A 25058-nucleotide genomic window follows, 5' to 3' on the forward strand; every position below is an offset into this window, starting at 1 on the left:
TCTTCCCGAAACACTTGTTTTATCGGAGTGCCCATGGCGCGCGTTACCGTCGAAGATTGTGTCGACAAAGTTCCTAATCGTTTTGACCTTGTCCTGCTTGCTGCGCAGCGTGCGCGCGAGATTTCGGGCGGAGCAGAACTGACCCTTGATCGTGACCGGGATAAGAACCCTGTTGTTGCTCTGCGCGAAGTCGCCGAACAGACGATCAAACCAAAAGATCTCAAAGAAAGCGTCGTCACCGGCCTGCAGAAAATTCTGCCCGATGATGAAGACGAGGCGGATGAGGTCGCATCGCTCAGCCAATCGGCAGAAGCATTGCGGATCACAGCGTCGGCTCCAACACGCTCGACATCGATTGGCTCTGACTACGAGGGGTAAGCCCTTCTCAAATTGGTCCCGAATAGGGGCAAGCGAAGGCCGCTCCTTGACGGGGCGGCCTTTGTCGTTTGGATTGGCAACATGGCAGTAATTGCGATCTATAGTGTGAAAGGCGGCGTCGGGAAAACAACCCTTGCTGCCAATCTCGCATGGTATTCTGCATCGACTTCCAAGCGGCGAACTTTGGTGTGGGATCTCGATGCGGCAGGCGGTGCGGGCTTCTTGCTGGGCGTCGATCCCGACCCTGCACTCCCCGCAGAGACACTTTTCTCCCGTCAGCGGTCACCACATGATTTCGTGCAGCAAACCGAGCATGAGAAACTCAGTGTCCTGCCCGCAGACGAAAGCCTCAGAAGCATTGATAGCTATTTTTCGCGCGTAGTCCGCAGCGACAGCTTGGCCCGGACCGCGGCGAAACTCAAAAGCGGCTATGAACGTGTAATTATCGACTGCCCGCCCGTGCTCAATTCACTCAGCCGCCAAATTATGCGCGCCGCCGATGTCGTGATCGTGCCGCTGCCGCCTTCGCCGCTTTCGACACGGGCGTTTCAGCTGGTTGCCGACGAAGTGAAAGCCAGCGGACAGAAGCACCCGCCGATGCTGCCAGTTCTCTCCATGCTCGATATGCGCAGAACGCTGCATCGCAAGGCGCGCGAGGATGCTCCGGATTGGCCGACCATACCTTTCGCCAGCGCGGCCGAGCAATGTGCGGTGAGGCGGGAACCTGTTGGTACTTTCGCCCCGCGATCACCGGCAGCACAAAGCTTTGCTGGACTGTGGGGTGCGATTGAACGGAAACTCTCCCCGCGAGGCAAGTAGGACTACACCGTTCGACCCCTCGACCGATTGGTCTGACCATTCTACATAGACATCATGAGTGGGGATATTGGTGACATTTCGGGTGCCGTTGGCGACATCGGATTGGGTGCAGCGGCGGCAAAAGCGGTTGAACCCAGCGGCGATGGAGCCGGTACAGAGGGATCTGAACAGGCAGTCGGCAACGCCTGCCTAAACTGCGGCACCGCCTTAGTCGGCGAGCATTGCCACAGCTGCGGGCAGAAGGCGAAAATTCACCGGACGCTCCGCGCGTTCATGCATGATCTGGTGCATGGCGTGCTCCATTTCGAAGGCAAGTTCTGGCGTACGCTACCGCTTCTGGCATGGCGTCCGGGCAAGCTGATGCGGGATTACATTGACGGCAAACGCGCGCGTTACGTTTCGCCTATCGCACTGTTCCTGTTCACGGTCTTTATCAGCTTCGCCCTCTTCAGCATTTCGGGCGGCTTCGGAAAAATTGAACCAGAGGTAGATCCGGCCTCAATCGAGCAATTGCAGAAGAACCTGGTTGAAGCTGACGAAACGATCGCGTTCAAACGCAAACAAATTGCGGAGGCCCGAGAGCGGGGCGAACCCGTCGACGAACTCGAATTGGAGCTGAGCGCTGATGAACAAGGCCGCGAGCTATTGCGACAATTGATCAATGCTACGGCAATTGACGATCCATCAATACCGTCGGCGGCATCACAATCGGACAGCGACGCATTGGCCGAAAATGCACTCAATTCCGGCCAGACTCTTAGTTCCGACAATGTTGGTGAATGGATCGGTGATACATTGAGTAGTGCCGCGAGCAATCCCGGGTTGCTCGTCTACAAATTGCAGACAAATGCATATAAGTTGAGCTGGTTGCTGATACCGCTGAGCTTACCCTTTGTCTGGATCCTCTTTCCCTTCAGCCGCAGATTCCGGATGTATGATCACACCGTATTTGTGACCTATTCGATCAGCTTTATGATGATGCTTGCAGTCTTCCTATCGGTCGGAATAGCATTCCAATTCTGGCCACTGATTGCGGCGCCGCTCCTCTACGCCCCGTTTCATCTCTACCGCTCGCTGAAGGGAAGCTACGGTCTCAGCCGGTTTGGTGCCCTTTGGCGGATGGTCATTTTGTCCATTGGTATCTGGGCCTCGCTGCTGCTGTTTATGATAATCATGATGACAATCGTGATTTCGGCTTAGGCTATCGCGTGTTGAACGGCGCACTCTGAGAATGGACTTCCTACACCGAGCCGATATCGTCACAGGCAACACGCAGATTGTTGAAACAACAATCGACGCGCTGCGCAGCGCGACCTTCTTAGACGGGCGCGAGAAGTTCTGGACTACGGCGCGCGTTGAAGAACAAACATTCGCTGATCACACGGATGGACCCGCGCCGGATTTCCTGTTCCACTTCGGCTTTTGCGGATCGACTTTTCTGGCAAAGGCGCTCGATCAAACCGGCGCTTGCCTCGCGCTGAAAGAACCGCAATGTCTGACCGATATCGCCAGTCAGCAGGCCGTGTTGGTGCAACAAGGCGTTCAAGCGCGGTTAGCAGAGGGACTGAGTTTCGCTCTTGTAGAGATGAGCACGACATCATCCGAAGAGACAATCCTCATCAAGCCATCCAATTGGGTCAATGGATTGTTACCACTACTTGCTCGCCGGCCTGATGCCGGCAGAGCGGTATTTCTTTCGATGAAACTGCGGAGCTATTTGCGCGCAACTTTCCGTGGGGGGCGTGATCGCCTGGCATTCTGCTCACGTTTGGCATCGCTTATTGCTCACGAGATCAGCGATGGGCCTGATCGCTTGGAGGAAGCCATTGCAATGAGCACAGATCCGTTGGATCAGGCTGCCAATATTGTCGCGTTCCTTCACGCAGCCCAGACTGCTTTATTTGATGATGCGATCGCGCAAGGCCAATGGCGCAATGTGATCCAGTTTGATTACAGCGAGATTGTCGAAGATCCGCAGGCGGCTATCACTCGCGCCGCCGAAACGCTCAATTTGCCAGCGGAATCTGCAGAGGGCGACCAACTCGCGAACCGACACGCGAAAGATGAGCGGCGTTCATTCTCCCATGATGCGCGGTCCGAGCAGGACAATGAGGTCGAGCGCTTTCATGCCAAGCGGTTTGATGCAGTTGAAAAGTGGGCAGCGACGTTGGAGCTTAGCGTGGTATCGCCACCAGCTAACGCCTGAGCCAGCCGGTGATCGAGTAACGGCGATTGGCAGCCGAGCGAGTGACTTCAGTGACGCTGTGACGTTGCGGGACACGAAAAATGTTGAGCCGGTTGAAGCCCGGAACAAGCGCGCGCGACGCGTCCTCATTACCGAGGTGGAAGGCAAGCAGCCCGCCCCATTCAAGGCGCCATTTGGGCGTCAGGCCCAGCACATAGGCAGCCTCACGCCCCTTGCCCGCGACATCATCATCGTGACCCGTTAGAAAATCGCCAGGCGAGTATGCCGTCGCCTGTGCATCGGCGAACTGAATATGAGGGCAACGGGTGACCGTGCGCAGGAATTCTCGCGGCTCTCCGCTCGACCACCAGCGCGCAAACTTGGCCAGCATGTCGCTACTTTTGCGCCTCTCGTCATCATTGTCCGGCACACGAATTGTCTCATAGCGATATTGGAAGTCGTACCGGGCACCGGCATAGACAGCTTTATCGAGTTCTTCACGTTGGCGCTCGGTCAGATTGGAACGTGTAGCGCGGTCAAGCTCGACCAGCTTTTCACCGCTATTGATGACCTGCACCCAGTCATTGCGAGCGCGCAGCAGATTGTGCAGCTCGGCGGCACTCGCCTCATCCAGAATGGGGGCAATCGATAGTACGCCCGTTCGCGCAAATTCCTCGGCGAGTTCATCCGGATCGTGACGCAGATTGAGAGCAAAGGTGGTCATATGACGCACCTGCCACTTGGCTCAACCCATTCTATATCCAGTCCAAAACTCACGCGCGTCCTCCGCTGACACGGTGGATATCAAGCGATAGGGCTGCGTACGCTACAGGGCGTTCGACGGGTGTCGAAGTGAGAGAGACAAGCTACATACGAGACTCGGCGAACGTAGTGACAGGCACTCCGTCGGTGCGCGAATGTACTATTACGCGCCTTGCGGAGCCTCGCCGCCCGATCCGCCGAATTTCTTGCCAGCTTTGGGAATAGACGATCCGGCGACCGGTTTCACTGAACCCGGGCCAGACGGCTTGTCGGGACGGTCAAACTTGCCGGTCTCTAGCAATTGATCGATTTCATCACCGCTCAAAGTCTCATATTCGAGCATCGCCTGAGCCAGCAAATGGAGCTTGTCCTCTTGCTCTTTCAAAATGGTCTCAGCGCGATTCAATCCGCCTTCAACCAGCGATTTAATCTCTGCATCGATCAGCTTGTTGGTTTCCGCGCCAGCCATCGTCCGCTGGGTCGAGCCCATGCCGAGATAGCCTTCTTGGCTTGCTTCATATTGAAGCGGGCCAAGCTTGTCGGACATGCCCCATTTGGTAACCATGCTACGCGCCAGATCGGTCGCATATTGAATATCCGACGACGCACCGCTCGACACCTTATCGTGACCGAAGATGATTTCCTCAGCGACGCGGCCACCCATTGCAACCGCGAGGTTCGCATGCATTTTGTCGCGGTGATACGAATAATTGTCCCGCTCAGGCAGACGCATAACCATACCCAGCGCACGGCCGCGCGGGATGATCGTTGCCTTATGGATCGGATCGGATGCAGGCTCGTTCACAGACACCAGCGCGTGACCGGCTTCGTGATAAGCGGTCATCTTTTTCTCATCGTCGGTCATGACCATGCTGCGGCGTTCGGTGCCCATCATGACCTTGTCCTTGGCGTCTTCAAATTCCTGCATCGCAACAAGGCGCTTATTGCGGCGCGCAGCCAGCAATGCAGCTTCGTTAACGAGGTTCGCCAGATCAGCGCCCGAGAAGCCGGGTGTACCACGCGCAATCGTGCGCGGGTTTACGTCAGGTGCCAGCGGAACTTTCTTCATATGCACACCGAGGATTTTCTCACGTCCGTCAATGTCCGGAATCGGAACCACAACCTGACGGTCGAAACGGCCCGGACGCAGCAACGCAGGGTCCAGAACGTCCGGACGGTTGGTCGCCGCAACGATGATGATGCCTTCATTGGCTTCAAAACCATCCATCTCGACCAGCAGCTGGTTCAATGTCTGCTCACGCTCATCGTTGGAGTTGCCAATGCCGTTGCCGCGATGGCGGCCCACGGCGTCGATCTCGTCAATAAACACAATACACGGCGCGTTTTTCTTCGCTTGCTCGAACATGTCGCGGACACGGCTGGCGCCGACACCAACGAACATCTCGACAAAGTCGGAACCCGAAATGGTGAAGAATGGCACGCCAGCTTCACCAGCAATAGCGCGCGCCAGAAGCGTCTTACCCGTACCCGGCGAACCGACCAGCAATGCGCCCTTGGGAATCTGACCGCCAAGTTTGGAGAAACGCTGCGGATCTTTGAGGAACTCAACTACTTCCTCCAATTCTTCGCGCGCTTCGTCGATTCCAGCCACGTCTTCAAACGTCACTTTGCCCTGACGCTCTGTCAGAAGCTTGGCCTTCGATTTGCCAAAGCCCATCGCACCGCCCGCTCCGCCGCCCTTCTGCACCTGACGCAGAGCAAAGAACGCGATGCCGAGGATCAGCAGGAACGGCAGGGACTGGATCAGAACCAACAATAGCGGGTTGGTAGTCTCACGCGGAGCGCCGGAGTAGCGCACATTCTGCTCCTCGAGCAGCTCAGCAAGGCCGGGATCGCTCCCAACAGGAACTGTGCTAAACAGCTCACCATTCTTGAGCTTACCAGTGATCTTGTCAGGGCCGATTTGAACTTGCTCAACAGACCCTTCAGCAACCTTATCGCGGAAACCCGAATAATCGATCTGCTGCGCGGTTGGCTGCCCGGCATTGCCAAACATGGTCACTACCAACAGCAGCGCCATAAAAATGCCGCCCCATACCATCAGGCTTTTGATCCACGGGTTGGGCTGTTGCGGTTCGTTTTCGTCGTTCATCGGCGAGGGTTCCTTTTCACCGGTCTAATGTAGGGTTCGATAGGTGAATGGCAAGATAACACTCTCATTGCCTATCACGGGGAATTCCGATCAATCTGATCGGCCATACGCTTTCAAGAACACGTCTACTGCGCCCGCGATGCGCTCTTGGTCGCGTTCCGGAACCACTTCGGCACCGAAGCGGCGCTCCAGATCGCCCATGCCTTTGCACATCGAAACGAATTGCTCGGCCGCGAGGCGCGAGTCGTCAATCTGCAACCGCCCGGCCGTGACCAATCCGTCAAGCAGCTCAGCAAAAGCACTTTTCATCCGGCGGGGGCCAGCGTTGAGGAAAGCGATACCGATTTCGGGCTCGTGTTCGGTTTCCGCGGCGATACGGCGATCAAACTGGATCAGCTCCGGGCGTGATAGGAAGGCCACCATGCCTTCCCCGATTCGCAAAAACAGCGTCGGCAGATCGCCGGCTCCGGTGAAATCTATCGAGAAATGTCCGCGCATTTTCTCGCATTCGCGCTCGACCGATGCAGCGAATAGTCCGCGCTTGTCGCCAAAGTGATTATAGACAGTAACCTTGGAAACGCCTGCTTTTGCAGCAACTTGCTCGATAGCAGTGGCCGCAAAACCGACATCGAAGAATGAGTCAGAAGCCGCCTCGACTATGGCCGCACGTTTGGCCTCATCCGATGGCCGCCCCAGTTTCTTTTCACTACCCGTTGACAAATTGAACGGTCCCGTTCAGTTAAACGCTACCGTTCACTAATGGGCCATGCGCTGGATAAGTGCAACCCAGACTGAGTTAGGCACACAGATGCTCTGGATTGCAATCCGAATGCTGACTGGCGACAAGCAGAAGTTCTACGGGCTTCTGTTCGGCATCGCATTCTCGACACTGCTGATTACACAGCAGCTGACCATTTTTGTGAACCTGCTCGAACGTGGGGCCAGCGGCACATATAATGTCTCCAGCGCCGATGTGTGGGTGATGGATCCGGTCAGCCGGACGACCGATGTCGCTTATGCACTTCCATCAACCGCGCTCGACCAAGTGCGCGGCGTTCCGGGCGTTGACTGGGCAGTACCGCATCTACGCGCTCAGGCGTCGGTCCGCACGAAAGACGGTGACCTCGAAGGCGTCGCGATCATCGGGGTCGACGATGCCACGCTGATCGGGCTTCCGAAGAATATGATTGATGGCAGCACCGAAGTTCTGTCCCAGCCCGATTCGGTCATTATCGACGATGTGGGCGCAACACGCATGTTTCCCGGACAAAGCCCGATTGGTGAACGGCTCGAGCTGAACGATCAACGCGCGGTCGTGCGCGGGGTCGCCGATGCGATCCCCAGCTTTACCAGCACGGTGGTTCTCTACACCAAATATAGTCAAGCGCTTCGCTACGTCCCCGGAACGCGTAACCGGCTTAGCTTTGTTCTGGTCGGCGCGGCCGATGGCATCGACGCCAAAACACTGTCTGAACGCATCGAGAAGCAAACCGGCCTCAAAGCACAAACCCGTGACGAGTTCGCGCGCGACGGGGTCCAGTTCATAATCGAAAATACCGGCATTCCGCTCAATTTCGGAATCACCGTTCTGCTCGGCTTTATCGTCGGCGTGGCGATTGTTGGACTGACATTCAGCCTATTCATCCGCGACAACATCAAACAATTTGGTGCACTCAAAGCCATCGGAGTGACCAACGGCAAGATCGCACAAATGGTCGCGGTGCAGGCCGGAATGGTCGGCATGATCGGATATGGCCTCGGCGTGCTCGGCACAGTCGGCTTTCTCACTGCATTCGCAAACGATCCGACTTTCAAAGGATTCTATATCCCGTGGCAGATCCCATTGATCTCTTTTGCAGCGATGGTGCTAATCATCGTGTTGACCGGCTGGATCGCACTGCGCGGCGTGATGAATACTGAACCGGCGGCGGTGTTCAGATGAGCGCGACAGAAGCCACCACCGGCAGCCAACCTGCGATTCGCACACGCGGTGTCACGCGGGACTTCAAAGCGGGTCAGCAGACTATTCGCGTGCTGCACGGTATCGACCTGGATGTGTGTCCTGGCGAGCTGACCTATCTGGTCGGCGAATCCGGCTCGGGCAAAACCACGATGATCTCGATCATGTGCGGCATTCTCTGGCCTACCGACGGTGATGTCGAAGTGTTTGGCACCGATATTTACAGCCTGTCCGATACCGATTTGGTCAATTTCCGGCTCCAGAACATCGGGTTTATCTTCCAGCAGTATAACCTGATCCCGTCGATCGACGCGGCATCCAATGCGGCAGTGCCCTTGATCGCACAGGGTATGGACCGGCTCGAGGCGCGCGATCGGGCCGTCGCGATGCTCGACAAGCTTAACATCGCCGATCAGGCGGACAAGCTTCCGAACCAGCTCTCGGGCGGTCAGCAGCAACGCGTCGCAATCGCACGGGCGCTGGTCCACGAACCGCGCCTTGTGGTGTGCGACGAGCCGACCGCAGCGCTCGATGCCAAGTCTGGCCGCCGGGTGATGGACTTGCTCCGCGAAGTGGGCGTGGCTGAAGACCGCAGCGTCATCATCGTCACTCACGACAATAGAATTTTTGATCTCGCCGATCGTATCCTCGTACTTGAGGACGGACGGATAACACATGACGGCACTGACATGCCGGAGGACCATTAATCATGGCATTGCTTCCCGAAAATATCAGCTTCTCGCGCAAGATATTGCCGATCATTGCGGTGGTCGGACTGCTCTTTGCGATTGTGTTTATCTGGAATGGCCTGCCCGACCGGGAATTGTCGGAGCCTGAAAACGAACCGCCACGCGCGACCGGTGAACTTGCCAATTCGGCCCGCGTCGCCGGTGCAGGTCTGGTCGAACCGTCGAGCGAAATCGTCGATATCGGCACCGCTCTGTCCGGCCTCGTCAGCGATCTGCGCGTTCAGGCGGGCGATTATGTCGAGAAGGGCCAAGTGTTGTTCACCGTTGATGACCGCGCTGTCCGGGCGCGCATCAGCGAGACACAGGCTGCTATCGGCGAAGCGCGCGCAGCAATCAGCGAGGCACAAACTGCCAGAGCAACCGCGCAAAGCCAGCTCGATCTGTACAACCAGGTTGAAGATTCAGCAGCTGTTTCGCGAGCAGAAGTTATTCGCGCAAGAGGCGATGCCGATGCCGCCAATAGCCGGCTGAAAGTTGCCCGCGCTCGGCTTTCTGCAGCACAAGCCGCCGCGGGCAGTGCACGCACCGAACTGGGCCGTCTGACGGTCCGTGCGCCGATGGCTGGCGAGATTCTTGAAGTGAATATCCGCCCGGGTGAATTCGTCTCGACCATGGGCGGTAGTGGACAGCCCTTCATCCGCATGGGTGAAACACGCCCGCTCTATATCCGCGTAGATATCGACGAGTCCGAAGTCGCGAGGATGGATATGGGCGCATCAGCGATTGTTTCACCACGCGGCGCAGCGAGCGAGCAGGTCGAGGCCAAATTTGTCCGTGCGGAACCGCTCGTCGTACCCAAAACGTCGCTGACCAACAGCGCGAGCGAGCGCGTGGATGTCCGCGTGCTGCAAGTGCTTTATGAGCTGCCGGAAACCGATGGTTTGTTCCGTGTGGGTCAGCAGATTGATGCGTTCATTCCGGCGAAGGGAGCCAAGTCGGAAACCGCCAGCGAAACCCCAGCCCAATCCGAGGCAGCAAGCGAATGAAACGCGCGCGCCTCCTTTTGACCGCTGCCGCAAGCCTCGCGGTTAGCGCCTGCGTCGCCGGACCAGCACCGGAGATTGCTACCGCCCCGCCGGTTCTGCCGGAAAGCTTCTCCTATGCTCCACCCGAAGCAGTGGCAGCATCGATGGATGCTTTGCTACCGGTCGATGATCCGGCCTTTGCCGCGCTGGCGGAGGCGGCACTCGCTGAATCGCCGAGCCTGCTTGAAGCAGCGGCCAGGCTTGATGCAGCAACCGCCAATGCGGCAGGCGCTGGTGCTAACAGACTGCCGCAAATTAGCGGCGACGCATCCGTTGCGGGATCGCGCACAAGCCCCAACCAATTCGGCACCAATTTGCCCGCAGGTATCTCAATCGACACCGAACGTGTCAGCTACGGCGCGAATATCTCTGCCATATGGGATCCGGACCTGTTTGGCCGCTTACGGGCGCAAGAACGGGCAGCAGTTAGCAGAGTCGATGCCGCGGGCGCCGATGCAGCGGCAATCCGCATTTCGATCCTGGCCGAAATTGCGGGGGGAGTGATCGACTGGCGTACGCTATCGGCGCGCGAAACCGCGCTCAAAGAGGATTTGGTCGCCGCAGAAACACTCGTGACCTTGGCCGACATCCGGGAACGCGCCGGTATCGCTCCGGGCTTCGATAGAGTCCGTGCAGAAACCGTGGCTGAGTCGAGCAGAGGACGTATCGAAGCGCTCGCGAGCGAACGCACCCGTATAGTCGGTCGGCTCATCACGCTGACAGCACAATCCGGCCAGACCGTGAGAACTGCGCTGGACACATCTGCACCTACGTCAGCGCAGCCCGCTGCGCCAGCCAGCACACCCTCACAATTGCTCGCCAATCGGCCCGACATTCAAGCCGCAGCGGCAAGGCTCGCAGCCAGCGATGCGGAGCTATATGCCGCCGCAGCCAATCGCTTCCCGCAATTCACTTTGTCCGCAGCTCTTGGACTGCTTGCCTTCGACTTGGGCGATCTGTTCGATGACGATGCAGTGGTCGGTTCGGTGGGCGGATCGCTACTGGCACCGCTGCTCGATTTCGGCAGGATCGAGGCGCAGATTGATGGCGCTGCCGCTTCCAAGCGAGCCGCGTTCCAAGCATATCGTGGCCGCGTATTCACGGCGCTCGGCGAAGCAGAAACCGGATATGGCTTGGTCGCATCCGCAGATCGCGAACTCGCCGCCGTGCAGCGGGAGCGAGACAGTGCTACCCGCGCTGCAGAACTCGCCGAAGTACGCTTCCGGGCCGGGCTATCGAATTTCCTGACCGTGCTTGATGCGCGCCGCGTAGCCGATAGTTCGGGTGAGCGGGTCGCCGCTGCGAAGGGCCGTGCAATGCGCGCGCGCGTGCTGTTGTGGCAAGCGCTCGGGGGAAATGGCGGTCAGGTGATCACGCGGTCAACCAGCCAATAAGCTCCGATTGCACCGATGCCATAGGCCGAAGCACGAATTATAATCGGCAATGCGTTGGCCGCATATCGCTTGAGAAGGGCGAGCACTGCCAGAACCACTGCCACGACCAGCAATTGCCCCGCCTCAACGCCGATATTGAAAGCCAGCAATGCGGCAACAATATCGCCTTCGGGCAAGCCGATAGCATTCAGCGCTCCAGCGAAACCGAACCCGTGGAGCAAGCCGAATATGAAAGCGACGATCCACGGAAAACGCCGGGTCAGGCTTGGCGGTTCCGTTGTCGGTCGGACAATTTCCAACGCCAAAAATACAATCGATAGAGCAATCAAGGCCTCTACGGGACCACCTGGCAGACCGACATAGCCAAGCGCTGCACTCGCCAGCGTAATCGAATGCGAGATAGTGAAAGCAGTCGCAGCGAAAATCACAGCGCGCCAATTGCGGATCAGCAGCACCAGCGCGATCACGAACAACAGATGATCCCAACCGGCCAGAATGTGCTCAACGCCGAGGACAAAATAGGTCTGCAAAACTTGCCAAGTATCGGGCTGCGCCGCGATCTGAGCCGAGGGTTCGCGCGCAGTAAGCCGCAGCGCCTGAGCCGGTTCATCCAGCGGCTGGACACGCACCAGCATATCGGACTGGCCGATCAGCCCCTGCATCGCAATCGACTGTCCGCCTAACGACCCCGTGCAAGTGAGCGATGCCGAACCGATTACCGCACCGCCCGCTACACCCATCTCGGCATCGTCGCGCATTGTGCAATTTGCCGGGATCGCAGGTGGCGCAGGCGCTTCGGTTGGTGGAGTCGCAAACGGCTGCTTCCAACTTAAACGCCATTCGCCCGCTGTTTCTTCAGTGAGCTCCAGATATCCCGGACGCAGCTCATCAGCCTGCACGCTGGCGGGCAGCATCAGCAGGCATATCAGCAGGGCAGCAAGCGCCCTCATTTTTCCACCGTCACCTCATAAGCGCCACGCAGAAGCTGATAGGCATCCTGCTTGCGCTGTTCGAGCGTGGTCAGCCGCCAATCATTCTCGACGCGATCACGAATGTCCTCAAATGCAGGCACCGCACCGACCTGGCGCTCGCGCAAACGGACCAGATGCCAGCCGAAACCTGATGCGACCGGACCCGACCAACCGCCCGTGTCTTCAATGGATTGCAAAGCTTCGAAGAATGCAATTCCGAACTGTTTTTCTACCGCTTGCGATGACGCGCCTTCGCTAGATACGGGCAAGTCAATCGACTGGCCTAAACCAACCCAATCATCAGCGTTTGCCAACCTACCAAGTGCAGCCTCCGCGTCGCCCTTCTCAGAGAAATAGAGCTGGTCGAAACTGTATTTCGTATCGTCAGCAAAGCGTTGGGGGTTCGAATCCAGCCAATCGCGGAGAGTTGTGTCCGTTGGCTGCGTGGTTTCAGCGATGCTGGATGCAAGGAAGTCCATCTTATTGGAAAGCCGCTTGCGCACGACCGCATCATCGCGGTCCAGCCCAAGCCGCAATGCCTCACGGTACAGTATCTCCTCGCGCAGCCATGTCTCGGTGAGCGTATCCAGTTCTGCGTCAGTAGGCGGACGCTGCATGGTCCGCTCCCACGTTAGCGCGATCCGTGCCCGATCCTCCTGCGAAATGGCAATGGTTCGGCTTGCCGGGTCAACCGGCTCGCCTTTCCACGCAAAGAACGCAAACAGACCAACGCCGAGGATTAGAAAATGGACGAGCGGCTCACGCGTCCAGCTTGGTAGTGTCATAGGGGCATCACGGCGCAGCTGGCTCTGATCCAATCCAGATCGGCGATGTATAGGCACGTTCCTGACCGACGGCATATTTTTGCGCTTCTTCGCTCAGCTCGATCCCGAACCGCACAGCGTCGAACAATGTCCAGCGCGGTGTCGGGATTTCCAGCACGCGCACATAGTAGAACGCGTTTTGGCCTGCGCGATATTCCGGATCCGTCCACACGGTTTGCAACTGCGGCGCGCCAATATCATTGGTGTAAGTCGCCTCTTCGCGGATCACCGTATTGCCCACGGCGGGTAGCTTACCGCCAACACTGCGGCGCGTATCCATGTCCGACCACACCACGTCGAACACTTTCTCACGCGTGGTTCCGTCAGCGGTGATCCAACCCTTCACAATCTGCACCCGGTCCAGATGCGCGCCATCAGGATCCTTGAGCGCCGAGACAATGAACTGCGGCGCCTTGCCTTCATCGGACAATTCACCGCCCATCGGAACCCCGCCTTTATAAGCGCCAGAGACCCAATCACCGGTGAAGTCCGTTTCGCCAAAATCGAACCCGCCGAAAAACCGTACGGTCATGCGCGGACCGGTGGTGGCATAGACTTCCCGCCGCATCATCGCGTCGAAGATTTCTGCCCGCGTGTTCGCTTTGGCCCACACAGCCGCATAACCGCCCGCCAGATAGTTCCAGCCGAACCGGCCAATGCGTGTGCCCAGATTCTGCTCGGCATTGGCGCGTTCACCGTTAGGTTCGTTGCCTGTGTGCTTGCCGAAGAAGTTGTCCTCGTCGCCGGTTGCCAGCGACGTATGGCTATCAGTCGAACCGATCATCCCGAACTTGTAAGGATTGGCTCCGGTTTGCTGCTCGATAGAAAGACCACGCTTCAATGCCTCACGCAGATATTCGCCAGCTAGCTGATCGTCTTCCTTATAGGCCGTCAGCGAGAGGTTGCCGATTTCCCAGCCCACATCACCATATCCCGCAAATTCGTCATTGGGCGAAAGGAACGGATGGGATTCGCTGTCGCCTTTGATCTGCGTTGCCTCGACCACCGGTTCACGCATCGCACGGCGGCGCGCCGTTTCCGCTGTCATCGGTCCGCCATCAGCCTGCGTCAGCTCAAACATCAAACCGTTGGACAGGTTCGAATTGTGCGGGATGGCCAGCACTTTGCCGCCAGTGCTCTCCTCATAGGCATCCATATGATCGAACAGCGCCGTCAGATCGCCGTCGAGTGCAGGAGCAGGCAGTATCTGCGACGTGCGGTCATATCCGTCACGGTACATCACAACACGGTGCAAATTGTTGCCACCCGGCATCAAGGTCCACTCATAGCCTGCAATCGGAGTGAACTTGCCTGGCTCGTAATATTTATCGAGCGTGGCCAGATGATCGGTCCACACGGTGCGGTTATTCTCTTCCTGTGCTTCTGGATCAGTGAGCGATTCAGGCAAAGTGCCATTCGATGCTGCTGTGATCAGCTCGGCAATCGCCAATTGCGACTGCTCTGGCGATTCATGCATCATATCGTACCAGCGCAGCAGCGTTTCATCCTGAATCATGAAGCGCGGTGCATTGTATAGCCGCTTGGTCGAACCCAGCGCATCACTGTGGTCGGCAATGACCAGGAAATCGAGGGGGCGAGCGAGCTGCGCCTCCATGCCGGTCGTGGCCATGACCTTCTCGCCGCGTGCGAATTTCAGCGCTGCATCGGGGCCTAGGCGCGTGCCAAAGCCAAATGCGTCAATCGAATTGTCTGTATGGAGGTGGGTGTCACCCCACAGCACTTGCTGCGGGTATGCGGCAATAGCGACAGTTGCCTCTGCTTCGGCGACGTCCTCAGCCTTGGCGACCGGATCGTGACGAATGAACAACCACCAAATGGCTGCTGCGAGAACCGCCACCAACACGACAATGCCGAGAATCTTTTTCATAACACCCCTCCTGCGCCGCGATTGGCTCGCGATCTAATAGGTTGCAGAATGCCACATATTACGGACCGGTCAAGTTATTGGGCGATCAGGTTATAGGACATTCAGGCAGATGTCTTTTTGAGCAAAGCCGAACGGGTGCAGCGGACCACGACTTCATCACGCTGGTTCAGCAGTTCGTGAGTGAATGTCGCGATCCCAGCGGTGGGACGCGATTTTGACTCTTTTAGTGCGGTAACTTCGCTTGTCGCGCGCAAAGTATCGCCGATGAATACGGGCCCCGGCATGACCAGCTTGTCATAGCCCAGATTGGCCACCAGAGTGCCCAGCGTTGTGTCGCCAACCGATAGGCCCACCATCAGCGAGAACGTGAAAGTACCGTTGACCAGAATCTGGCCAAATTCGGACTCCTTCGCGGCCTCCACATCCAGATGCAGCGGCTGCGGATTATGCGTCATGGTAGAAAACAGAAGGTTATCGGTTTCGGTAACAGTCCGGCGAATCTCGTGCTCGATCCGATCGCCCACTTGCCACTCGTCGAAGTGCCGCCCTGCCATAATCCGCTCCTACAATTAGTTTTTAGACCCATGCGGCATGCAGCCACTTGATTGCAACTGAAACTAGGTTCAGATCGCCAAAACTAACGACACGTTCCCACCTATAGATTGAGTCGCATATGTCCCGACCCGCTCCGCTTGATCGCTCCACTTTTCGCCTCGCATATCGGCAGGAAGAAAACGCCTGCGTCGCCGACCGCATGAAGCAGGCTGGTCCTGCGTCCAAACTGCACCAAGCAGCAGCGGACACTGCGGTGAAGTTGATCGAAGGCGCGCGCCGCCGGAAGGCCAGCGGCATTGACGCGTTTCTGCAGCAGTTCGGCTTGGATACCGAAGAAGGTATCGCGCTGATGTGTCTTGCCGAGGCTTTGCTTCGGGTGCCTGACATCGCGACTGCGGATTTGCTGATCCGGGACAAGATCGGCGATATCGACTGGGGTGACCATCTGGGCGAAAGCTCCTCCACATTCGTCAACGCTGCAACCTTCTCGCTGATGCTCACCGGCGAAGTGCTGGAGCGTCCGGACGAACACCAGCAGGGCATGAAGACTACGCTGAAACGGACCGTTGGCCGCTTGGGCGAACCCGTGATCCGCAAAGCGACCTTGCAGGCCATGCGCATTTTGGGCGGTCAATTTGTATTCGGCCGGTCGATCAAGGAAGCGCTCAAACGCGCCGCACCCGAACGCAAGCAAGGGCTGACGCACAGCTTTGATATGCTCGGCGAAGCGGCAATGACTTACAAGGATGCCGAGCGCTACCGCGTCGCCTATGAAGACGCCATCGAGCGGCTTTCGGGCGAAACTGACGGACAGGTCAGCACATCGCCGGGTATCTCGGTCAAATTGTCCGCATTGCACCCGAAATACTTCTTCACTCACGCCGATGAAGTCACCGCAGCGCTGGTGCCGATCCTCAAAGCGCTGGCGATCAAAGCCCGCGATGCAAATATGCATTTTACCATCGATGCGGAGGAAGCAGAGCGCCTCGAAGTATCGATGGATATCATCGAGACGCTGGCTGCTGACGATCAGATTTTCGTGAAAAGCGATGGTACCCGCTGGGGCGGTTTCGGCCTGGCGATTCAAGCCTATCAGAAACGCGCTGCGCCGCTGTGCGACTGGGTCATAAAGCTAGCGCGGCGACATGACCGCCGCTTGATGGTGCGCCTCGTCAAAGGGGCTTACTGGGATACCGAGATCAAAGTGTCGCAGGTCGGAGGATATACAGACTATCCGGTGTTCACTCGGAAGATCGCGACCGATGTTTCCTACCTCGCTTGCGCCTCCAAACTGATCGATGCGGGCGACGCGATCTATCCAGCCTTCGCCACGCATAACGCGTATACCGTTGGGGCGGTCAAGGCTTTGGTCGCGGATTCGCGCCATGATGCCAATTTCGAGTTCCAGCGCCTGCACGGCATGGGCGAAGATATCTTCGAAGAGCTCGCCAAGCTGGAGGGTAAGCAGCGCACCCCGGTGCGTATCTATGCTCCGGTTGGCAGTCACAAAGATCTGCTCGCCTATCTGGTCCGGCGTTTGCTGGAGAACGGCGCGAACTCGTCTTTCGTAAACCGGATGGCCGATGCAGAAGTGCCCGCCGCCGAACTCGCAACGGATCCGGTGGCCGACATCGCCGCGCTTGAACCCAAACGGAATCCTTCGATCCCGTTGCCGGCTGATATCTTCCCGGGCCGCGTGAACAGTGCCGGCGTCGATCTGTCCGATCCGCTGGTGCGCGAGCCATTGATGCAGCGTATCGAAGCCCTGGAAACGAAGCATTGGCATGCAGAGCCGACCTTCTGCTCAGACGATCCCGATTTCGAGGCAGAGATTGCCCCGATCAACAAGCCGCAAGATTTGACCAGCGAAGTCGGCACGCGGCGCGACAGCCTGCCTGAAGAAGTTGATACGGCGATTGAGAAAGCGAACGCCATACAGCCCGGCTGGAATGCACTAGGCGGCGAGAAGCGTGCGGTACTGCTTGAAGCCGCAGCCGACGCGTTTGAGGCGCATACAGACGAATTCCTGTCCTTGTGCCAGCGCGAAGCGGGCAAGACTCTGCTCGATGCTGTTCTCGAGCTGCGGGAAGCCGTCGACTTCTTGCGTTACTACGCATCGGAAGCCCGTCATCTGTGTTCGGAACCATTTCTGCTTCCCGGTCCGACCGGCGAGGAGAACCGCCTGAGCCTCGCAGGGCGCGGCGTGTTTGCCACTATCAGCCCGTGGAATTTCCCGCTGGCAATTTTCATCGGGCCCGCAGCTGCGGCATTGGCAGCAGGCAATACTGTTGTCGCAAAACCCGCCGAGCAAACCCCGCTGATCGCCGCGCTCGCAGTCAAACTGTGCCATGATGCCGGTATCCCCGAAGACGTCTTCCAACTGCTACCCGGAGCAGGCGATGTCGGGGAGCTGATCACCAGCGACCCGCGTCTGGCCGGGGTCGCGTTCACCGGATCAACCGATACAGCGCGCGCAATCAACCGCACGCTGGCCGCGCGCGACGGACCACTCGCAACCTTTATCGCCGAAACCGGCGGGCAGAACGCAATGATCGTCGATTCCTCTGCTTTGCCCGAGCAGGTGACACGCGATGTTGTGGCAAGCGCATTCCAAAGCGCGGGGCAGCGCTGCTCGGCATTGCGCATGCTCTATCTGCAGGAAGAGATTTACGACGAAACGCTGGAGATGATCTACGGCGCATTCGAAGCACTGCATATCGGTGATCCCGTCGATTTTGCCACTGATGTTGGCCCCGTCATCGACCCTGACGCGAAAGCAGCGCTGGAACGACACATTGCCCGCCGGAAGAAGGCCGGACGCAAAGTCTGGCGGCGCAAACTGCCGAAAGGCACTGGTACCGGCTGCTTCGTTGCACCGACAATTATTGAGTTGGACTCGATCCTCGATCTTAAGCGAGAGAACTTTGGACCGGTTTTGCACGTCGCACGTTTCAAAGGAGAGGATCTCGGTAGCGTTGTCGATGACATCAACACGACAGGTTTTGGCCTCACGCTTGGCCTACACAGCCGTATCGAAGAGACTCGCCGCTTCGTCGAGGCGCGTGCGCGTGTCGGCAATTTCTACGTCAATCGCAACCAGATCGGGGCGGTGGTGGAAAGCCAGCCGTTTGGCGGCGAAGGCCTGTCAGGCACTGGCCCCAAAGCAGGCGGACCGCATTACGTCGCGCGCTTTGCGACCGAGCGTGTGGTCTGCATCGACACGACAGCAGCAGGCGGCAACGCCAGTCTACTTGCAAGCTAGATCGCAAATTTCAGTTCACGTTCAGTCGGTGACGCATTAGAAGCTGCGCCATGTCCCGACTGAATGCTGCACTCCGCCTATTATCGCTAACACTGGCGATGATCCTATCGGGTTGGTCATTGCCAGCCGCGGCGGAAGTGAAAATGAGCTTTCACAGCTTCAATGGCTCCGTGCTGTTCGGCCGATACCCGCATGCATTTGTGCGATTGAAAGGCACGATGAAAGCTACCGGTAAAGCAGTGGATGAGAATTACGGGTTTACGGCCAAGAAAGTTTCTACCGCTATTCTTCGAGGCCCGGTCGAACATGACATCCTGATCGAGGATGAGAAATACATGAAGAAGACCAACGTCCATTTTACCGTCACCCTGACAGACGCTCAGGTTGAACAGGTCCGCGCAACAATGCGCGAATGGCGCGATGCTCCGGGCAAATATTACGATCTGGAAAAGCGCAATTGCATCCATTTCGTCGGCGCGATGGCGCAGATTGCCGGGCTGAAAGTGGACTATCCCAAGAAGATGCTGCGCCGTCCCAAAAAGTGGCTCAACTATATCAGTGAGAAGAACCCGGATCTGGGCGCGAAGAAGATCTGACCGCCACCATGCATGACTATCGGCGGGGATAAAAACCCCGCAACAGCTTGCCCCAAACGCGCCACTCGGGAATCACAAGCCTATGGCGATTCTTAGCGACAAATGGATACGGTCTGCGGCACAAGAAAAGGGCATGATAGAGCCTTTTGTCGAGGCACAGCGCCGTGATGGCTGCATATCCTACGGCCTCAGCTCATACGGATATGACGCGCGGGTAGCGCCCGAGTTCAAGATCTTTACCAATGTCGACAGTACAATCGTCGATCCCAAAGAGTTCGACCCGAAAAACTTCGTCGATCGCGAAACCGATGTCTGCATCATCCCGCCCAACTCTTTCGCTTTGGCGCGCACGGTCGAATATTTCCGTATTCCCGAAGATGTGCTGGTCATCTGCCTCGGCAAGTCAACCTATGCGCGCTGCGGGATCATCGTGAATGTCACTCCGCTCGAGCCAGGCTGGGAAGGCCACGTGACACTGGAATTTTCCAACACAACGCCGTTGCCCGCAAAGATCTACGCCAATGAAGGCGCGTGCCAGTTCCTGTTCCTGAAAGGGAATGAACGCCCCGAAGTCACCTATGCGGACCGAGCGGGCAAATATATGGGCCAGAAGGGCGTTACGCTGCCGAAATTGTAGGGGTTTCGCGGAACGATGAAGGCATCGTTCTCGTCCGGTTTCGACCCATTCTCGGTCATAGCGCGTTGGCCAAAGGTGGGCCGATTGCCGAATGATTGGTTCTAGCTCGCCAAAGCTGAAAAGCAGACATGCTGTTCACGACCCATTTGCAGTCTTGCTGACGAACGGCCAAAGTCATGAGAATGAGCGTTTCCTACTTCCAACGCATGTTTGTTAGCCTCGCTATTTGTGCGGGACTGACAAGCTGCACTTCTAGCGCGCCATCGAACGAACAGCAGTGGGTCTTTTGCATGCCTGACGGATGGATATTCACAGTGAACGAACCCGAGCAGCGAGTTCGATGAGCTGACGTGGAATTCGATTATGGACCGAATTGCGTCGGACGTTGCCTCAAAGGATTTGACGCTGTGGTGAACGCGCTGAAAGAGAGACGTGAAGGAGGGTCGACCTTCGGCACATGGCAAACCTATGTTGATCGCAACGATGGGATTGAGGAAAGCTACACCTTCTCTATCCAAGCAGACACACCAGATGATTTGATCGTCGATTCACAGGTTTACGAGTCGGCCAGCCAATTGTTTGGTTGCGAATTTGCCCTACGACTTTGATGTCCGCTTTCCACCCCACAAACCGCCGATCATGGTTTTCCTACACCCGCTACGTCTGCTAGCCAGCGCCATCATATTGTCGTTCACCAAGAGCAGGAGGGCTTGCGCTAAGTCTCTTTGTCATCTGGAGCAGCGGAAGTTCCCAAACACCCCCGGGGCCCCAACTGTGACAACCAACTTGGCATCGAGTGATAAATTCTCACTATATCAATGAGATAGACGGAACCCCCGGAGTTGACACACTGTCGCCTTTGTCGCCCATCTGTCACCCAAGTACCGCCATGCCGTAACGGCTTTGACTCGCGCCGCGTCACAGCGCATCACTGCGCGCGAAGGAGAGATTTTGATGTCCAAGGAAAACCGCGAATTCGATATCGTTGTATATGGTGCGACAGGCTATACTGGCCGTCTGGTCGCCGAATATCTGGTCAACCAGTACGGGGGCCGCGATGACGGTCCAAAATGGGCGATGGCAGGCCGCAACCAGTCGAAGCTGGAAGATGTCCGCGACCTGATCGGCGCACCCAAGGATACGCCGCTGATCGTTGCCGATGCGTCCGATCCGGACAGCCTGACCGATATGGTCCAGAAGACCAAAGTCGTTCTGACAACTGTCGGACCTTACCAGCTTTACGGTAATGAATTGGTCGAGGCGTGCGCACGTGAAGGCACGGACTACACGGATCTTTGCGGCGAACCCGGCTGGATGCGCGAGCAGATCGACAAGCATGAAGATCTGGCCAAAGCCAGCGGCGCACGGATTTGTTTCTCTTCGGGCTTCGACTCGATCCCGTTCGATCTCGGCGTGTTGATGCTGCAGAAGGAAGCCAAGGCGAAATTCGGCAAGCCTGCGCCGCGCGTCAAAGGCCGCGTTCGCGCCATGGCCGGAACCTTCAGCGGCGGTACCGCAGCCAGTCTGACCGCAACGATGAAGTCTATCGCCAAAAACCCGAAACTCATTCCGATCCTGCAAAGCTCATTCGGCCTGACACCCGGATTTGAAGGCCCCTCACAGCCATCGGGCCTGATCCCTGAATATGACAAGGATCTGGGCAAATGGGCTGCGCCATTCATTATGGCTGCAATCAACACAAAGAACGTTCACCGGACCAACTTCCTGCTCGGCCACCCCTATGGCGAAGACTTCAAATATGACGAGATGATGCTGACCAGCGCTGGCGAAATGGGCGAGAAAGCCGCCAAGGCAGCGGCGGAAATGCTCAAAAACCCATTCGGTGCAAAGCCGCCCAAGCCCGGCGAAGGTCCAACGCCCGAAGAGCGCGAGAACGGTTTCTATGATGTGCTGTTCGTTGGTGAAATGCCCGATGGCGAAACCATCCATTACGGCGTCAAAGGCAAGTATGATCCGGGCTATGGCTCTACCAGCCGGATGATCACAGAAACTGCGATCGGATTGCTCGAAAGCGACGCTGACGGCGGGATTGGCACACCGGGATCATTCCTCGGCGAAGCACTGGTCAAGCGCTTGGAAGATAATGCCGACCTGACCTTCGCGGTCGAGTAGGTCTAAGGCTATTCGGGACAGGGAATGCGAGTGGCAAGCAAGCGGATTTGTTTGACCCACTCGCCATTCTCATCCTTCGCCAGCGTAACGCGGTGCCAGCTATCGGGCCCTAGACGCTCGAAATAGGCCCTGAAGTTCGGGCGCTGCGGATATTCCTGCCACATGGTCAGCTTGCCATCGATCATCTTGGCGCGCAGATCCTGTACCTGATTGGTCGCCGTGTGGACCCACATCATATCCCATTCGCCGGCTTTCGTGTCCCACATACGAACATTGATGCCGCGCGGCGTTTCGGGATCGATGCCGGGGTCGACTTGGTACCAATCATCCTCAATCGCCATACCGCCAAGGATATAGCGCCCATTCCAGCGAGACGGTGGTGCACCAGGGCGTGGTGGTGACCAACCCGTACCCAGCCAGGCATGGCCGGTAATCGTATAGTCACCGATCAGAAAATCGAACTGCGACAACTCTTCGGGAGCATTGGCATGCGGCATTCCATAGTCGCATCCAGGAGGAGCAAGTGCCACATCAGCATCCTGCGCGGCAGCCGGTACCATCGCGCACAGCGAAACTGCGGCTACCAGTGTCAGCTTATCTAGGTATTTCATGCCCTGTCCCTCCACAATTCGCGGACGTGCTAACACGCGCCGCGAACCGTGGGAAGGAGACGGCAAAGCTTAGAAGCTGGTGCGAACGCTTACTTTGAAGTTGCGTCCTGCAAGCGGAAGGAATTCCTTGGTAAAGCTCGTGTGACGGCGACCTTCAACGTCGAAAATATTGTCAGCCTGCAACAGGACAGTAACATTGTCGCGATTCTTCAGCGGACGCCATGCGATCGCAGCATTGACGAACGTGAAGGCGGCGGTCTCTGTCTCGAACTCAGCAACATCGTCTTGCTTACCGAAATGCTGAACTTCCGCACGCGCTTCGAACGGACCTGTTTCCGCAATGACAGCGCCAAGCAGGCTCAGGGGCGGAATGCGGGGTACGTTTGAGCCATCATTGATCTGGGCATCCACATAGGATGCCCGCAGATCGGCCGATATCGTGAAGCCGTCTTGTTTGACAACCGGAAGCATTAGCTCACCTTCGAAACCGAAGAACCGCGCATCGTCCTGCAGGAAAACGAACACAGGCAGATCATCTTCCTCCTGATCGGTAGGGCTGAGATAAATGTAGTTGTCGAACTGCTGGTAATAAATCGATGCGCCGAACGAAACGTCGCCGGTCTCACCGCGAATGAAAGTCTCCAGACCCCATGCGCTTTCGACGTCGAGGTTAGGGTCGCCGATTTCGAATGTCTGAGTCGCAATGTGCGGCCCGTTCGCAAACAATTCTTCACCCGCTGGCGCACGCTCTGAACGCGAACCGGTAATACCGAAGCGAATATCGTTCTCGCTCCCCACAACCGCCGAAAGCGCGCCGGAGAACAGATTGAAGTTACGCTCAAGCCCGAGCGGATCGGAATCGACGCTAACATTCTCGTAGCGCGCCGCTCCTTCGATCTGCACATTGCCAACATCAAATTCTTGCGCCGTGAAGATACCGATCTGGGTCGTTTCATTAGGCGCTACGAAAGCTTCCTCGCCGACAGCTTGGAAATCCCGCGATGTAAACTGCGCACCAAAAACGCCGCTGCCACTCTGGATCAGCTCGGCGCGTGCTTCAAAAGTTTCGGTGTCGAATACTGTACCGACTTCGGTGCCTTCGAATTCAGTGTGAGTGTAGTCGGAATAGCCGCCACGGATCTTCAGACGTTCAAAGAAACCTCCGCCCAGCGCAATGTCGCCGCGGAAATCAAAACGCCATTGCTCGAGGCCGATTGAGACAGTTTCTTCGCCTTCTTCCTCTTCTTCCTCTTCGCCTTCTTCCTCACCGTGATGGTGACCGCCCTCGGGGTTGCCCGGAATTCCGTAGAAGGTGTCGTAATAACCAGCCGATGCGCCGAAGCTCGATTCGCCAAGGATCACTCCGATACCGCCGTTGAAAGTGTAGGTTTCGGTTGAAGTATTCGGAACGAAACCAAACTGGTTGGCTGCTTCGCGAAGCTCTTCCGCCTCTTCCAATTCGCCTTCTTCCTCTTCCTCTGCAGCGTCGCCGAGCAAATCGGTGCGCAGCGCGTCAGTGACCTGAAATCCCGGAATCTCAAGATTGCCGGTCTCGCGGTAAGAGCCGTCGACATGGACAACAAAGCTGTCGCCAAGGCCGGCATCGAGCGAAATACCGCCACTGCGGAGATCACTGGCCGTATCACCCGCGAGCAATGCATCGACATGAATACCATTTTCAGGAACTGCGATTGGGATACGCTTGTCGATGACATTCACAACACCACCGATTGCCTGACTGCCGTATAGCAGCGCCGCTGGTCCGCGCAGCACTTCAATCCGGTCAACGGTCAATGGATCAATGGTCGTTGCATGATCGGCAGAGGTGTTGGCCACATCGGCCGTACCCAAGCCATCAATCAAAATGCGAACGCGCTCACCGTCTTGACCGCGTAAGATCGGACGCGACGCACCTGGTCCAAAACTGGTGGCTGAGACACCAGGGACTTTGGCAAGCACCTCACCAAGCTGTCCGTTCAGGTTGCGCTGGATTTCATCGGGTCCAAGAGTGGTTTGGCCAGCAATAAAGTCTAGCTGCTCCAGGCCTTCTGCAGTCACCAATATTTCGCCGCGATCATGCGGATCTTTTGGTTGCCCTTCTTCGGTCGTTTCTGCCTCTTGGGCAGAAAGCGTTTGCGGCAGGGCAAGCGCCATAAGTGGCAATGTGCAGAGCGAGAGGTTGCGCAGCTTCATAGC

General features: G+C 57.3%; 22 protein-coding genes. 13 read left to right on the forward strand and 9 right to left on the reverse strand.

Annotation, left to right across the window (positions count from 1 at the left end):
• Positions 1-33 precede the first annotated feature (33 nt).
• The 4 genes from rpoZ (at position 34) to J9777_RS10545 (ending at position 3403) form a co-directional block, all read left to right on the forward strand.
• Positions 34-378 carry a DNA-directed RNA polymerase subunit omega gene (rpoZ, locus tag J9777_RS10530; protein WP_209348795.1) on the forward strand — a complete coding sequence of 115 codons (345 nt, stop codon included), beginning with the start codon at positions 34-36 and terminating at the stop codon, positions 376-378.
• Positions 379-459: 81 nt separating this feature from the next.
• Positions 460-1197, forward strand: coding sequence for a ParA family protein (locus tag J9777_RS10535; RefSeq protein ID WP_209348796.1), 738 nt, complete (start codon positions 460-462; stop codon positions 1195-1197).
• A 54-nt stretch (positions 1198-1251) separates the two neighbouring features.
• On the forward strand, positions 1252-2397 hold the full coding sequence (locus tag J9777_RS10540; protein ID WP_209348797.1) for a DUF3667 domain-containing protein: 1146 nt from the start codon (positions 1252-1254) through the stop codon (positions 2395-2397).
• Positions 2398-2428: 31 nt separating this feature from the next.
• The gene (locus J9777_RS10545) at positions 2429-3403 is read left to right on the forward strand and encodes a hypothetical protein (RefSeq protein ID WP_209348798.1); all 975 of its coding nucleotides are present in this window, start codon (positions 2429-2431) and stop codon (positions 3401-3403) included.
• On the opposite strand, the gene J9777_RS10550 is transcribed toward J9777_RS10545, so the two are convergent.
• From J9777_RS10550 to J9777_RS10560, 3 genes are all read right to left on the reverse strand, one after another.
• A complete protein-coding gene (locus J9777_RS10550) occupies positions 3393-4106 on the reverse strand; it encodes a 2OG-Fe(II) oxygenase family protein (RefSeq protein ID WP_209348799.1) in 714 nt (237 codons plus the stop codon). The genes J9777_RS10545 and J9777_RS10550 overlap by 11 nt on opposite strands.
• A 201-nt stretch (positions 4107-4307) precedes the next feature.
• Positions 4308-6257: an ATP-dependent zinc metalloprotease FtsH gene (ftsH, locus tag J9777_RS10555; protein ID WP_209348800.1), complete on the reverse strand. Its 1950-nt coding sequence runs from the start codon at positions 6255-6257 to the stop codon at positions 4308-4310.
• A 90-nt stretch (positions 6258-6347) separates the two neighbouring features.
• Complete coding sequence (locus tag J9777_RS10560) at positions 6348-6977, reverse strand: TetR/AcrR family transcriptional regulator (protein WP_209348801.1); 630 nt, start codon at positions 6975-6977, stop codon at positions 6348-6350.
• 88 nt (positions 6978-7065) lie between these two features.
• Here J9777_RS10560 and J9777_RS10565 point away from each other — a divergent pair, with 88 nt between their 5' ends.
• Genes J9777_RS10565 through J9777_RS10580 form a run of 4 tightly spaced genes read left to right on the forward strand, consistent with a single transcriptional unit; the run spans position 7066 to position 11385 of the window.
• Positions 7066-8199, forward strand: a complete 1134-nt coding sequence (locus J9777_RS10565) for an ABC transporter permease (RefSeq protein WP_209348802.1) — start codon at positions 7066-7068, stop codon at positions 8197-8199.
• Positions 8196-8924, forward strand: a complete 729-nt coding sequence (locus J9777_RS10570; protein WP_209348803.1) for an ABC transporter ATP-binding protein — start codon at positions 8196-8198, stop codon at positions 8922-8924. Before J9777_RS10565 ends, J9777_RS10570 begins: the two co-directional genes overlap by 4 nt.
• A gap of 2 nt (positions 8925-8926) precedes the next feature.
• Positions 8927-9952 (forward strand): HlyD family efflux transporter periplasmic adaptor subunit, encoded by a 1026-nt coding sequence (locus J9777_RS10575; RefSeq protein WP_209348804.1) that lies wholly within the window; start codon positions 8927-8929, stop codon positions 9950-9952.
• Positions 9949-11385: a TolC family protein gene (locus J9777_RS10580; RefSeq protein ID WP_209348805.1), complete on the forward strand. Its 1437-nt coding sequence runs from the start codon at positions 9949-9951 to the stop codon at positions 11383-11385. The genes J9777_RS10575 and J9777_RS10580 overlap by 4 nt, the downstream gene beginning before the upstream one ends.
• On the opposite strand, the gene J9777_RS10585 is transcribed toward J9777_RS10580, so the two are convergent.
• From J9777_RS10585 to J9777_RS10600, 4 genes are all read right to left on the reverse strand, one after another.
• On the reverse strand, positions 11355-12335 hold the full coding sequence (locus J9777_RS10585) for a HupE/UreJ family protein (RefSeq protein ID WP_245228708.1): 981 nt from the start codon (positions 12333-12335) through the stop codon (positions 11355-11357). The two genes, J9777_RS10580 and J9777_RS10585, sit on opposite strands and share 31 nt — an antisense overlap.
• The gene (locus J9777_RS10590) at positions 12332-13141 is read right to left on the reverse strand and encodes a peptidylprolyl isomerase (RefSeq protein ID WP_209348806.1); all 810 of its coding nucleotides are present in this window, start codon (positions 13139-13141) and stop codon (positions 12332-12334) included. Before J9777_RS10590 ends, J9777_RS10585 begins: the two co-directional genes overlap by 4 nt.
• Positions 13142-13148: 7 nt before the next feature.
• Positions 13149-15068, reverse strand: a complete 1920-nt coding sequence (locus tag J9777_RS10595; protein WP_209348807.1) for a DUF3604 domain-containing protein — start codon at positions 15066-15068, stop codon at positions 13149-13151.
• A 101-nt stretch (positions 15069-15169) separates the two neighbouring features.
• Complete coding sequence (locus J9777_RS10600) at positions 15170-15622, reverse strand: MaoC family dehydratase (RefSeq protein WP_209348808.1); 453 nt, start codon at positions 15620-15622, stop codon at positions 15170-15172.
• A gap of 119 nt (positions 15623-15741) precedes the next feature.
• Between J9777_RS10600 and putA the strand changes: the two genes are divergently transcribed.
• From putA to J9777_RS10625, 5 genes are all read left to right on the forward strand, one after another.
• Positions 15742-18885: a bifunctional proline dehydrogenase/L-glutamate gamma-semialdehyde dehydrogenase PutA gene (gene putA, locus J9777_RS10605; protein ID WP_209348809.1), complete on the forward strand. Its 3144-nt coding sequence runs from the start codon at positions 15742-15744 to the stop codon at positions 18883-18885.
• A 50-nt stretch (positions 18886-18935) separates the two neighbouring features.
• A complete protein-coding gene (locus J9777_RS10610) occupies positions 18936-19481 on the forward strand; it encodes a hypothetical protein (RefSeq protein ID WP_245228709.1) in 546 nt (181 codons plus the stop codon).
• Positions 19482-19563: 82 nt separating this feature from the next.
• Entirely contained in the window at positions 19564-20118 is a 555-nt protein-coding gene (gene dcd, locus J9777_RS10615) for a dCTP deaminase (RefSeq protein WP_209348810.1), read from the forward strand.
• A gap of 410 nt (positions 20119-20528) precedes the next feature.
• The gene (locus tag J9777_RS10620) at positions 20529-20726 is read left to right on the forward strand and encodes a hypothetical protein (RefSeq protein ID WP_209348811.1); all 198 of its coding nucleotides are present in this window, start codon (positions 20529-20531) and stop codon (positions 20724-20726) included.
• A 346-nt stretch (positions 20727-21072) separates the two neighbouring features.
• The gene (locus tag J9777_RS10625) at positions 21073-22251 is read left to right on the forward strand and encodes a saccharopine dehydrogenase NADP-binding domain-containing protein (protein ID WP_209348812.1); all 1179 of its coding nucleotides are present in this window, start codon (positions 21073-21075) and stop codon (positions 22249-22251) included.
• 8 nt (positions 22252-22259) lie between these two features.
• On the opposite strand, the gene J9777_RS10630 is transcribed toward J9777_RS10625, so the two are convergent.
• Together J9777_RS10630 and J9777_RS10635 are read right to left on the reverse strand one after the other, a co-directional pair.
• Positions 22260-22862: a hypothetical protein gene (locus tag J9777_RS10630; protein WP_209348813.1), complete on the reverse strand. Its 603-nt coding sequence runs from the start codon at positions 22860-22862 to the stop codon at positions 22260-22262.
• 69 nt (positions 22863-22931) lie between these two features.
• Positions 22932-25055: a TonB-dependent receptor gene (locus J9777_RS10635; RefSeq protein ID WP_209348814.1), complete on the reverse strand. Its 2124-nt coding sequence runs from the start codon at positions 25053-25055 to the stop codon at positions 22932-22934.
• Between the last annotated feature and the right edge of the window lie 3 nt (positions 25056-25058).

The sequence above is a fragment of the Pontixanthobacter sp. CEM42 genome (genome assembly GCF_017812015.1).
Taxonomy (GTDB): Bacteria; Pseudomonadota; Alphaproteobacteria; order Sphingomonadales; family Sphingomonadaceae; genus Pontixanthobacter.